Source organism: Flavobacterium aquidurense, assembly GCF_001404985.1.
Taxonomy (GTDB): Bacteria; Bacteroidota; Bacteroidia; order Flavobacteriales; family Flavobacteriaceae; genus Flavobacterium; species Flavobacterium aquidurense_B.
This window is the reverse complement of record NZ_JRLF01000014.1, coordinates 150821-162476: the sequence shown is the minus strand read 5'-3', so window position 1 is coordinate 162476 and position 11656 is coordinate 150821. Positions and strand designations below refer to the sequence as shown.

Sequence of the window (11656 nt, the reverse complement as noted above, 5' to 3'; positions counted from 1 at the left end):
TGCACCCGGAGATTAGACACAACAAATAATATATACCATAAAAAAGCCAATTCTTTTTATTTTTTAAAGAATTGGCTTTTTTATATAAACTGAGACTGAGACTGAAAACTGTAACCTATTTAGTAATTTCTCTAAATACTGCTTCCAGATTTTTATTCTTTTGATTGAGCTGTAATGTTTTTAAACCGTTTTCGTTGGCAAAATCAAAAATAGCCGGACGCATATCTTTATCTGCAACAAAAGTTAATTCCCAGGTCATATCGTGGATATTTTTATATGAGGTAATATTTTCAAGCTTTGCTAAAAGTTGTTCTTGAATCTGATAGTCAAATTCTACCTCGATTACTTGTTCTTTGTCTCCGGATACTAAATGATCTAATTTTTTATCAGCAACAATTTGTCCTTTGTCAATAATTATGACACGATCACAAATTGCTTCAACTTCCTGCATAATGTGAGTCGATAAAAAAACGGTTTTATCTTTCCCTACATTTTTAATAACATTACGTATTTCCATTAACTGGTTCGGGTCCAATCCGGTAGTTGGCTCATCCAGAATTAAAACATCCGGATTATGCAATAAAGCATTCGCAAGTCCCACACGCTGGCGATATCCTTTAGAGAGTTGCCCAATTTTTTTATGACTTTCCGGTGTCAGTCCTGTCAGTTGAATAACTTCTTCAATTCTTGATTTGGCAACTTTATAAACATCGGCATTAAAAGCCAAATACTCACGAACATACAAATCCAGATACAATGGATTATGCTCCGGTAAATATCCAATAGATTGCTGAACTGCTTTTGCATTTGTCATGACATCGTGACCATTTACAAGGGCTGAGCCGTTATCTGCCAATAAATAGGTGGTCAAAATTTTCATTAAAGTAGATTTTCCTGCTCCATTTGGACCAAGAAATCCAACGATTTCTCCTTTTTGTATAGAGAAAGAAATTGAATTTAGAGCTTTTTGAGTTCCGTAACTTTTTGATATGTTGTTTACTTCTATCGACATGAATATTTATTTGCTACAAAAGTAAACAGAAATACGCTCGATTGCTACATTTTTATCTTTTAAAGAAATCATAAAAAAAACTTAAAGACCAACACCTACGGCACCGTTATTGTTAAAGGAGTATTAAATTAAAAAAATAATTTATAATGAAAAAAATTTTACTTATTCTTGCTTTAGCTACTTTTGGCTTTGCAAATGCACAAAAAGGAACAATCTTAGTTGGTGGTAACATCGCATTTACTTCTGAAAAATCTGAGTTCAGATTTAACGAAGAAAAAACAAATACTTTTAGCTTTTCTCCTAAAGTTGGTTACCAATTTACTGATAACTGGACTATTGGTGGTGAATTTACAGTAGCATCTTCTAATCAAGATAACGGAACTATCGAAGAAAAAACTAATGCATTCAAATTAGGAGCATTTGCACGTTACTCTGTGCCATTGAGCCAGACTTTTGCAGTTTTTGCTGATATGGGTGTAGGTTTTCAAAACCAAAAATACAAAGAATACGGTCCTGGAAATGCTTATGCAAAATCTACAGCAGATGGTATGTATATTGGTGTAACTCCGGCTCTTTTTATCAACATGAAAAAAGGTTTTGGTCTTAACTTCAGTATTGGTGGTTTAGGATACGAAACATTAAGTTATGATAATAACGGTGCTGATTACAGTAAATTCTACTTCAATTTTGGACAAACACTTAACATTGGAATTTCTAAAAACTTCTAATCTTAGTTTTATATTCAATTTCAGAAAAGCATCAGCCGCGGCTGATGCTTTTTTTGTTTTTAGTACTGAATACTTTAATAAAAGCGGGGTAATATGATTCTTGTTTAATACACAATGATCTCAAAAATTTCTGTATAAGTATAAGAGTTTTTTTCTTTATCATTAAATTCATAAGTAAGAACTGCTTTGATCGTATTAATTCCCTTTTTGGTTAATACTTCTTTTACATCAATACCTGTCTTAGATACTTTTTGTAATGTTCGTTTGGCTTTTGTATTGTCTACACCTATATTTTCAATCTTAAAATTACGTTTAGAATTAGGTATATTTGCTATTAAATAGTGATATTTTAGGGTATCTCCCACTTTTAGATTTTGATTGACAGTTTGTTTAAGTCTTCTTTTTTCTGCCATCTTATTTTGATACGTTTCTCTTAATGGCAGGCCTTTAAAGTTTTCTATATTCCCCTTTTCATCAAAAAGAATAGTATAAGCTTGCTTGCCTGAATCGTCGTATGATGTATAGCGCATAATTTTTCCTGACGGGAAATTCTCAATTTTTTCTTCAATACCTTCATTTACCTGCTCACTATCAGGAGTTAATTTGCTATTAGAAACTGAATCTCCCTTTTTAATACCATACTGAGACTTCTCTTTTTGTATATTCGACGAATATTCTTTTAATGTATTAGCTTTTTCATTTTTAAAATAAAAAAACACGGCAATCAAAGTAAGTATAGCAGTCACTATTATTATATTTTTCTTTTTCATAATTTTCTGTTGAGATTCATAAATGTTTGTTTTTCTTCTATATTGATTGTACAGTTATGGTTAATTCACTTCGACCTTAAAAAAAATCATTGCATTAATAACTTTTTTTTCTTTATTATTAAATTCATACTTCACAACAGCTCTTATTGTATTAATTCCTTTTTCTGTCAATATTTCTTCTACATCAAAACTTACTCGAGACATTTGTTTAAATGTTCGTTTAGCTGTTAAATTATCTACATCTAAATTTTCTATTGTAATGTCGCGTTTGACATTTGGGATGCTGGCTATTAAAAATTGATATTTTACAGTATCTCCAACTTTAAGATGTCGATTTGTTTTGGTTTTAAATTTTTCTTTATTTTCTATTTTATATTGATGAATTTCTAATATTGGATAACCATCGTAATTTTTTACACTGCCTTTTTCATCAAAATAAATTGTAAAAGCTGATATACCTAAATCATCATATAATGTATAGCTCATAATTTTTCCTGATGGAAAGTTCTCTATATTTTCATCAGGAATTCTATTATTATCAAGCTTATAATAGTACATTGATTTTATAACACCAGTATCAAAATAATTAATAACCTCACCACTAATCTCACCATTAATAAAATTAGCATCTTTTACTTTTTTTCCTTCTTTATTATAACGTGCAAGCTTACCATGTGCAATAGTATCACCATTTCTAATTATATATTCAAGTGTTGTGGTCTCTTTTGTTTCGGTATTATATCTTTTTAAAACCTGCACTCTTCCATATATGAAACAAAAAAACACTAATACCCAACTAATTACTATAATAGTTAATATTAATATTATTTTGTGTTTTCTATTCATTCTCTTTTCTAGCTAAATAATTTTAATTCACGTCAACCTTAAAAGAAATCGTATCATTAATAACTGTTTTGTCTTTATCATTAAACTCATACCTAACAACAGCTCTTATTGTATTAATTCCTTTTTTGATTAATAATTCTTTTATTTCAATACCTGTTTGAGATGTTTTTTTGAATGTTCGTTTAGCTTTTGTATTGTCTATATCTAAATTTTCAATTTTAATACTACGTTTAGCATTAGGAATATTTGCTACTAAATATTGCTGTTTTAAGGTGTCTCCAATTTTAAGATACTGCTCAATTTTTCTTTTAAATTCTTCTGGGTTTGCGATTTTATATTGATAAATTTCTATTAATGGCAAACCTTCATAGCTTTTTACATTTCCAAGTTCATCATAACGAATTAAGAAATCAAGTATTCCAAAATCATCGTACATTAGGTATTTTTTAACCATGCCATTTGGATAATTATAAATGCTTTCTTCTGTAATCGTACTATTTTTTCTATAATGAATTGATTCTATAATACCATTATCAAAGTAATAAATGCTTTTTCCTTTTATGTGTCCATTCACAAAATTACCTTCCGCTATTTTATTTCCTTTTTTATTATATTGAGTAAACTTACCCTCAAAAATAGTGTCTCCACTTCTGATAACATATTCAGAAATGTCTATTTGTTTTGTATTGGGATCATATTCTTTCAAAGTATATACTTTTTCATTCTTAAAATAAAAACACACCAATACCCAACTAATTACTATAATAGCTAATAGTAAGATTATTTTGTATTTTCTATTCATTTCCTAGCTAATTCACTTTAACCTTAAAAGAAATCGTATCATTAATAACTGTTTTGTTTTTATCATTAAATTCATACTTCACAACAGCTCTAATTTTATTAATTCCTTTTTTAATTAATATTTCTTTTACTTCAATACCTGTTTGAGACGTTTTTTTGAATGTTCGTTTAGCTTTTGTATTGTCTATATCTAAATTTTCAATTTTAAGACTACGTTTAGTATTAGGAATATTTGCTACTAAATATTGCTGTTTTAAGGTGTCTCCAACTTTAAGATATTGCTCAATTTTTGTTTTAAATCTCTTTTTGTTTGCGATTCTATATTGATATGTTTCCATTATTGGATAACCTTCATAATTATCAATATTTCCTTGTTTGTCAAAACCGGCAATAAACGCTGACAAGCCTAAATAATCATATAGTGTGTATTGCATAATTTTTCCTGATGGATAGTTTTCAGTAATTTCCTGTATAATTTTACTGTTTTTACGATAAAATATTGATTCTATTGTACCATTATCAAAATAATAAATGCTTTTTCCGGTTGGTTCTCCATTCACAAAATTCCCTTCCGCTATTTTATTTCCTTCTTTATTATAGCGGATAAATTTACCATGCAAAATAGTATCAACATCTTTAATGACGTATTCATATTCTGAAGCTTGTTTTCTGTTTGGATAATACTCACGTAAAACATATTTTTTTTCAGTACTAGACCAGAAATAGAGTACGACGATTCCTAATAGAATTGAAAAAAATATAATTGTTAAAATTTTATTTTTTTTTGTCATCGTGTATTTTAACCTCTGTTCTAATTTCTTTTCCACTTTTATCATACCAAGTTGTTCTTATATTTTTATTAGATTTAGTACTATTTGCATTATTTTCTTTAGCTTTTTGTTTGTCTAAAGTTTCTTTAACTGCTTTTATTCCATTAGCTCCAAAATCATTAGCATTTATAAAATCATCAACTTTGTCTTCCTGTGTCGGTTTTCCGCCATTTGTTCCTTTTCCTTTTGGTTTATTGCCTCTTACTTCAAATGCAAATATAGTTGTGAGTGCTTCCAATAAACCTCCAAAATCAATCCAGGTAACATTTCTTCCTCCTCTGGGCAATGCGCCTGGATTTTGACTATTTGAACCATCAGAAAATGCTATTCCTAAGGTTGAAAAAAACGATTTTTTTGGACTAAAATCATAAATGACCTCGTTGTTGAAATATATTTTTTTGGTATTTCCATCTAACAAAATTCTGTCATTATTAGGAAATGTTTTTCCCCAAATATGCCCTAAATTAGAATAGTGATTAATTTCAGCTTTTCCATCAAGCCAGATTATTTGTCCGGTTATTTTATTTCGGTACCAATCAAACGGAGTTCGTCCGTAAAAATCGACTACTCGCAATAAATCTCTGTTATAAGCTGCATAGGATGTATATTGTCCCAAATCGTCATCTTTCGTAAAAGTACTATAATTGGTAAAATCATTAAAATTGTCAAACATGGCGTATATATATTTTATAGGTTATTACTTATTTTTAGCAATAATAAATATAAAATAATTCTTACGCAATGTTATCTAATATATTAACATAATTGACTTTAAAACAAAAAAGAGACCCTAAAGTCTCTTTTTTGTAATTAATATATATCTTATAAAGGGTATTTTTCTTTTATGAAATTTTCTAAATATTCAATTTTATCTTTATCTGCCTGAAGCAAACGTTCGTAAAGCTTTTTGTTTTCTTCGTAAGCTTCGATTAATTTGTCTAAAGGATTGAATGTACATGTATTAACGTTTCCAACAATAGCACCTTGAATATTACTGAAATCATTTTCAGTGAAAGTATTAAAATAATTAATAACTCCCTCGTCACTATAATTTTTAATTGCTTCGGCAGAAACACCTAAAACTTCAGCAATTGCATTTAGTTTTTCTTCATCAACATTTTCGCTTCCCTCAATACTAGAAACATATTGCTGGCTTACACCAATTGCAATGGCAAGTGCTTCTTGTTTCATACCTCGAAGCTCTCTTATTCGGCTAATATTTCTGCCAATGTGTTTGGGTTTTGCTGTAGTGTTCATAAGTCAAAGATATTTAAAAATTCTGTAAAAGTTTTCTGGTTTGTGAAATACAATCGTCAATTGTGAAATACAATCACTTTTGGTTTGCTACTACAATTATCTATAGGTTAATTGCGGTCGTAAACAAAAGTACGATTTTTAGTACAGAATAAGTAAAAAAGAGATATTCTGTAAACGATTACAATAGTCGAACATTTAAGTTAATAACACAAATCAAAAAAAACAGAATAATTATGGGAATACATGAAATCAAACAAAACGAGAATCTCAAAAAAATAATTGCTCCGTATTTCAACACTTTAAAACCGGATAATAAATCAGAATTGTATACGGCTCAAATAAAAATGCTGGATTATTATGAGCTTGGCTGCGTTATAACCAATATGCTAAAAATGTGTGTCTTGACGCTGGATCAGGATAAACACAAAATTTTAGATACAAACAAAAGTCCTGTTAATGTATCTCTTATTTTAGAAATGATACTTGAAATTTTTCCTTTGGATGAATTTGAGCTGTTAAGTAAAATAAATCAATTGCTTATTACAGATTCGCAAAATCCTGTTGAGGCAACGTGACAGATTATTTTATTTTCTTTTTTAAAGCGTTTTGAAAACAAAATTTCTCCAATAGCCCCGATAGAAGCGATATCCTTTTGTGCCCGCCGTGGCGGAAGAAAAAGATATAGCGGATAGCGGGACAAAAGGTGTTTTGAAAACTGAATTTTATGCTTCAAAAGAAATTCCAAAAAATGCAAAACCCAAAACATAAAAATGCCAACAGTGTGAAGTCGAAACTAATTTATAACTACAAGAACTTCGACCTCACCAGTTGATATAAAAAACAAAAATTATCTACAATAGAAAACATAGGAAACACGAACAGTATTTTTGTAATGGGAGAAATCAAGCATAGTACAGCTCTGGAGTTTTAATATTTTTTTTCCACGAATTTCTACCAATTTTCACGAATTAATTTAAACACAATGATTTGTGTAAATTTGTAGAAATTCGTGGTAAATAAAACATTTGATCAAATTAATCTGTGGCATGTTTTATACAATATTATCCTAAAATAAAATGTATTTTTGACGTTTTAGATCAATAATCTAAAATCGTTAATCTACAATCTAAAATATCAAAATGAACTGGGAACAACTTTTATCACTCAAACGCCAAGGCGATACAAGCAAAAGATTACGTGTAGAACAAGATGACACCAGATTAGGTTTTGAGGTTGATTATGACAGGATTATTTTTTCGGCAGCGTTTCGATCATTACAGGATAAAACACAGGTTATTCCGCTTTCTAAAACCGATTTTGTTCATACAAGACTTACTCATAGTTTAGAAGTTTCTGTCGTTGGACGTTCTTTAGGACGTTTAGTTGGTAAAAAAATCATTGAGAAATATCCTCATCTAAAAGAAATTCACGGTTATCATATGAATGATTTTGGAGCTATTGTAGCTGCAGCTTCTTTGGCACACGATATTGGGAATCCGCCTTTTGGGCATTCTGGTGAAAAGGCAATAGGAGAATATTTTTCGATAGGAAACGGATTAAAATATAAAGATCAGTTAACGGCCAAAGAATGGCAGGATTTAATTGATTTTGAAGGTAACGCAAACGGATTTTCGGTTCTTACGGCAAGTCGCCCGGGAATCGAAGGAGGACTTAGAATTTCGTACGCCACATTGGGTGCTTTTATGAAATATCCAAAAGAGAGTTTGCCAAAAAAGCCAACAAATGATATTGCTGACAAAAAATATGGTTTCTTTCAGACTGATAAATCGTTTTTTGAAGAAGTAGCAAAAGATATGGGAATGATCGCCAATAAATCAGGAGACGATATTGGTTACGAAAGACATCCTCTAGCTTATCTTGTTGAAGCTGCAGACGATATTTGCTATACTATTATAGATTTTGAAGACGGAATAAATTTAGGCCTTGTATCTGAAGATTATGCTTTAGAATATCTAATAAAACTGGTAAAAGATAATATTGGCGTTTCTAAATATAAATTGTTAGAAACAAAAGAAGACAGAATTAGTTATTTGCGTGCTTTGGCTATTGGCGCTTTGATTAATGATGCTGTTGATGTTTTTATTGAAAATGAAGAAGCTATTCTGGCGGGAAAATTTCCTTTTGCTTTAACAGATAAGAGTAAATATAAAGCACAGATGAATGATATCATCAATTTAAGTGTTGAAAAAATCTATCAAAGCCGTGAGGTTATCGAGAAAGAAATTGTGGGTTATGAAATCATCCAGACTTTATTAGATAAATTTATAACAGCATTTAATAATAAAAATGAAGGAACGGCATCAAACTATGATAAGCTAATTTTGAAAATGTTGCCGGAAAAGCATCAATTAGAAAAAGAAAATTTATACGAACGTTTACTTCATATTTGTCATTATGTTTCGTTGCTAACAGACGGAAATGCGTTAGAATTATTCGAAACCATTAACGGAAGAAAGAAAAATTAATAGACCTTAATTTTAGTTGATCTCAAAAAAATAACCCATAAAACTATATTTTATGGGTTATTTTTTGCTCAATAGCGAGCTATAAATTTTTTATTTATTGAAAAGCATATACAAGACCCACACCTAAAACTTGCCTTAACTGTGCTCTTGGTCCGTCGTTTACCTGAGAAGTAGATCCTGTAACAGGGTCAACAACATCGACTTTAGTTTTAATATCATCATCATAAACTAAATGAATACCAATATTTGCTTTTACATAAGCATTAACAACCAGATCTAAACGAGTGTCATAATCTACGTCGACGTTACCAAACTTATTTAAATAGTCTGTATATAAACTTAATCTGTTTTCGTAGAAAATGTTTTTGTAAATCTCACTTTTCATATATCCGGTTAATAAAATACCAAATTCGGCTTTTACTTTCTGTCCGTTTTCTATCAGGATCTTATTGTCAGGATTTAAAGGATCTGTCATATAAACAGCTTTTTTAACACCAAAAGATCCCTGATCTGCTAAAGTTTGATCTAATACCAAAGTAGTTTTTAACGTAATAGGAGAGAAATAAAATGTTTGATTTTTCTTTTTGTCAGAGTATTCAGCTCCAGCTCCTAAAAACACATATGCCGGAGCAAAAGGTTTAGAAATCGCAATATCTCTATTAGGGTAATTATAACCGTCTGTAAATTGCGTATTAAAGTTAAATTTAGCCGAATAATACCAATTTGAAAGCGAATCTTTTCTGAATCCATAAGTAGAATTCAGCAAAACGGCATCATCAGTTTTTCTAAGTTCAGTACCGTCTTGTTTATTTAAGCCATACTTAACAATAAGTTCATTCACCCATTTATGATTTCCTTTTATGAAAGTTCTTGTAAATTCACCTTTAAACAATCCTGAAATTGAGCTTGTTCCCCCGGCGCTCCAGTTCACAAATGCAATTTCTGAAATATCAAAACCCACCTGATTTTTCTTCGTCCAGTTTGATGGCGGCGGCGGTAATTCGTTTGGGGCTAAAGTCGTTTGTATAATTTGGGCAAAGTTATGTGAGGTACACAAAAGCAATAGAAGCAAAAGGGTAGAACGCAATAATTTCATTAGGATTTCAGTTTTTTTTGGTGGTGCAAAATAATTATTTTGTATCGTTAGAAAAAAGATTTATCAAACTTTTAACGTCGATGTTGCACAATTGTTGTAACTGATTTACCGTTCCGTGTTCAATAAACATATCCGGAACACCTAAAATTCTTACTTTATTTTTGAAATTATTCAGCGCTCCAAACTCCAAAACAGCGCTTCCAAATCCGCCATTTATGGTTCCGTCTTCAATCGTTATTATACTTTCGAAATTAGAAAATATATCATTTAATAATTTGATATCTAGTGGTTTAATAAAAGAAAAGTTGTAGTGGGCAATTGCTTCCGGATCTTGGGATTCAGCAATTGCCAAAGTCACATTATTTGCAATTGTTCCAGTTGATAAAACGGCAGTCTTTGTTCCGGATTTTAAGCACTTTCCTTCTCCAATATTTATTTTCTCATAATGTCCGAAATTTTCTACTTCCCATTTTGGCAGAACGCCGCGACCTCTTGGATATCGAATAGCAATAGGATGATTTAGCCCTAATTGAGCTGTATATAAAATGTTTTGCAATTCAATTTCGTTGATAGGAGCGTAGATAATTATATTAGGGATTGCACGCAAATAGGCAATATCAAAAACACCATGATGCGTTGCACCATCTTCACCAACCAAACCCGCTCTGTCTAAACAAAAAATAACCGGTAAATTTTGTAACGCCACATCATGAATAACCTGATCATAAGCACGTTGTAAAAAAGTAGAATAAATATTGCAATACACAATCATGCCTTGCGTTGCCATTCCGGCAGCAAGCGTTACCGCATGTTGTTCTGCAATGCCAACATCAAAAGCGCGTTCCGGAATTTCATCCATCATAAATTTTAATGAACTTCCTGAAGGCATGGCTGGCGTGATTCCGATAATTTTTTCGTTTTTTCGGGCTAAATCTAAAATGGTCAAACCAAAAACATCCTGATATTTTGGCGGTAAATTCTCTTCAGATTTTAAATGAATTTCGCCGGTTGAAGCATCAAATTTTCCAGGCGCATGATATTTTACCTGATTTTCTTCGGCTTGTTGCAGGCCTTTTCCTTTTGTAGTTACAATATGCAGGAATTTAGGTCCTTTTATGTTTTTTAAACGTTTTAATTCTTTAATTAAAGCTGGAATATCATGTCCGTCAATTGGTCCTGAATAGTCAAAATTCAAAGACTTTATCATGTTATTCTGTCTGGGATTTTTGCCTTCTTTTACAGCAGTAAGATATTTTTTAAGTGCGCCTACACTTGGGTCAATCCCAATTGCATTATCATTCAAAATAACCAATAAGTTGGCATCAGTTACTCCGGCATGATTCAGGCCTTCAAATGCCATTCCGGATGCGATAGAAGCATCGCCAATTACCGCAATATGTTGTTTGTTGAAATCACCTTTTAACTGAGACGCAATTGCCATTCCCAGTGCGGCAGAAATAGAAGTAGAAGAATGTCCGACACCAAAAGTATCATAAATACTTTCGTTTCTTTTAGGGAAACCGGATATACCATCGATTTGCCTGTTGGTATTAAAAATTTCTCTTCTTTCAGTCAGGATTTTATGTCCGTAAGCCTGATGTCCAACATCCCAAACTAATTGATCTTCAGGTGTATTAAAAACATAATGCAACGCGATTGTCAATTCGATTACGCCTAAACTAGAACCCAAATGTCCTTCTTTGACCGAAACAACATCTATAATAAATTGACGTAATTCTTGGGCAATTTGAGGAAGTTGCGCTTCAGAAAGTGAGCGTAAATCTGTTGGATTGTGTATGTTTAAGAGTAAATTGCTTTTCATTGTAAGGT

The 11656-nt window shown here is 31.0% G+C and carries 12 protein-coding genes; 3 read left to right on the top strand and 9 right to left on the bottom strand.

Going from position 1 to position 11656, the window contains the following annotated elements; translation table 11 throughout:
- Positions 1-115: 115 nt before the first annotated feature.
- A complete protein-coding gene (gldA, locus tag RC62_RS16220; protein WP_055097080.1) occupies positions 116-1012 on the bottom strand; it encodes a gliding motility-associated ABC transporter ATP-binding subunit GldA in 897 nt (298 codons plus the stop codon).
- A 146-nt stretch (positions 1013-1158) separates the two neighbouring features.
- Between gldA and RC62_RS16215 the strand changes: the two genes are divergently transcribed.
- A complete protein-coding gene (locus RC62_RS16215; RefSeq protein ID WP_055097078.1) occupies positions 1159-1740 on the top strand; it encodes an outer membrane beta-barrel protein in 582 nt (193 codons plus the stop codon).
- A 104-nt stretch (positions 1741-1844) separates the two neighbouring features.
- Here RC62_RS16215 and RC62_RS16210 read toward each other — a convergent pair whose 3' ends face one another.
- The 6 genes from RC62_RS16210 to RC62_RS16185 form a co-directional block, all read right to left on the bottom strand.
- Positions 1845-2510, bottom strand: coding sequence for a hypothetical protein (locus tag RC62_RS16210; protein WP_055097077.1), 666 nt, complete (start codon positions 2508-2510; stop codon positions 1845-1847).
- Positions 2511-2570: 60 nt separating this feature from the next.
- Positions 2571-3356, bottom strand: coding sequence for a hypothetical protein (locus RC62_RS16205; RefSeq protein ID WP_157472549.1), 786 nt, complete (start codon positions 3354-3356; stop codon positions 2571-2573).
- A 22-nt stretch (positions 3357-3378) separates the two neighbouring features.
- Positions 3379-4158 (bottom strand): hypothetical protein, encoded by a 780-nt coding sequence (locus RC62_RS16200; protein ID WP_055097072.1) that lies wholly within the window; start codon positions 4156-4158, stop codon positions 3379-3381.
- Positions 4159-4165: 7 nt separating this feature from the next.
- The gene (locus RC62_RS16195; protein ID WP_055097070.1) at positions 4166-4948 is read right to left on the bottom strand and encodes a toxin-antitoxin system YwqK family antitoxin; all 783 of its coding nucleotides are present in this window, start codon (positions 4946-4948) and stop codon (positions 4166-4168) included.
- Entirely contained in the window at positions 4932-5660 is a 729-nt protein-coding gene (locus tag RC62_RS16190; RefSeq protein WP_055097068.1) for a hypothetical protein, read from the bottom strand. The genes RC62_RS16195 and RC62_RS16190 overlap by 17 nt, the downstream gene beginning before the upstream one ends.
- A 149-nt stretch (positions 5661-5809) precedes the next feature.
- Complete coding sequence (locus RC62_RS16185) at positions 5810-6244, bottom strand: helix-turn-helix domain-containing protein (protein ID WP_055097066.1); 435 nt, start codon at positions 6242-6244, stop codon at positions 5810-5812.
- 233 nt (positions 6245-6477) lie between these two features.
- On the opposite strand from RC62_RS16185, the gene RC62_RS16180 reads away from it, so the two are divergent.
- Both RC62_RS16180 and RC62_RS16175 read left to right on the top strand, forming a co-directional pair.
- Entirely contained in the window at positions 6478-6819 is a 342-nt protein-coding gene (locus RC62_RS16180) for a hypothetical protein (protein WP_055097064.1), read from the top strand.
- A 564-nt stretch (positions 6820-7383) separates the two neighbouring features.
- Positions 7384-8730 (top strand): deoxyguanosinetriphosphate triphosphohydrolase, encoded by a 1347-nt coding sequence (locus RC62_RS16175; protein WP_055097063.1) that lies wholly within the window; start codon positions 7384-7386, stop codon positions 8728-8730.
- Positions 8731-8824: 94 nt separating this feature from the next.
- Here the strand turns inward: RC62_RS16175 and RC62_RS16170 are convergent, their stop codons facing one another.
- The gene (locus RC62_RS16170; protein ID WP_055097061.1) at positions 8825-9826 is read right to left on the bottom strand and encodes a DUF3078 domain-containing protein; all 1002 of its coding nucleotides are present in this window, start codon (positions 9824-9826) and stop codon (positions 8825-8827) included.
- A gap of 34 nt (positions 9827-9860) precedes the next feature.
- Positions 9861-11648 carry a 1-deoxy-D-xylulose-5-phosphate synthase gene (locus RC62_RS16165; protein ID WP_055097059.1) on the bottom strand — a complete coding sequence of 596 codons (1788 nt, stop codon included), beginning with the start codon at positions 11646-11648 and terminating at the stop codon, positions 9861-9863.
- Positions 11649-11656 lie beyond the last annotated feature (8 nt).

What these genes read in the sequence shown, in the direction of transcription:
- gldA (WP_055097080.1), bottom strand. Translation starts at nt 1,012, where the DNA reads ATGTCGATAGAAGTAAACAACATATCAAAAAGTTACGGAACTCAAAAA.
- RC62_RS16215 (WP_055097078.1), top strand. Translation starts at nt 1,159, where the DNA reads ATGAAAAAAATTTTACTTATTCTTGCTTTAGCTACTTTTGGCTTTGCA.
- RC62_RS16210 (WP_055097077.1), bottom strand. Translation starts at nt 2,510, where the DNA reads ATGAAAAAGAAAAATATAATAATAGTGACTGCTATACTTACTTTGATT.
- RC62_RS16205 (WP_157472549.1), bottom strand. Translation starts at nt 3,356, where the DNA reads ATGAATAGAAAACACAAAATAATATTAATATTAACTATTATAGTAATT.
- RC62_RS16200 (WP_055097072.1), bottom strand. Translation starts at nt 4,158, where the DNA reads ATGAATAGAAAATACAAAATAATCTTACTATTAGCTATTATAGTAATT.
- RC62_RS16195 (WP_055097070.1), bottom strand. Translation starts at nt 4,948, where the DNA reads ATGACAAAAAAAAATAAAATTTTAACAATTATATTTTTTTCAATTCTA.
- RC62_RS16190 (WP_055097068.1), bottom strand. Translation starts at nt 5,660, where the DNA reads ATGTTTGACAATTTTAATGATTTTACCAATTATAGTACTTTTACGAAA.
- RC62_RS16185 (WP_055097066.1), bottom strand. Translation starts at nt 6,244, where the DNA reads ATGAACACTACAGCAAAACCCAAACACATTGGCAGAAATATTAGCCGA.
- RC62_RS16180 (WP_055097064.1), top strand. Translation starts at nt 6,478, where the DNA reads ATGGGAATACATGAAATCAAACAAAACGAGAATCTCAAAAAAATAATT.
- RC62_RS16175 (WP_055097063.1), top strand. Translation starts at nt 7,384, where the DNA reads ATGAACTGGGAACAACTTTTATCACTCAAACGCCAAGGCGATACAAGC.
- RC62_RS16170 (WP_055097061.1), bottom strand. Translation starts at nt 9,826, where the DNA reads ATGAAATTATTGCGTTCTACCCTTTTGCTTCTATTGCTTTTGTGTACC.
- RC62_RS16165 (WP_055097059.1), bottom strand. Translation starts at nt 11,648, where the DNA reads ATGAAAAGCAATTTACTCTTAAACATACACAATCCAACAGATTTACGC.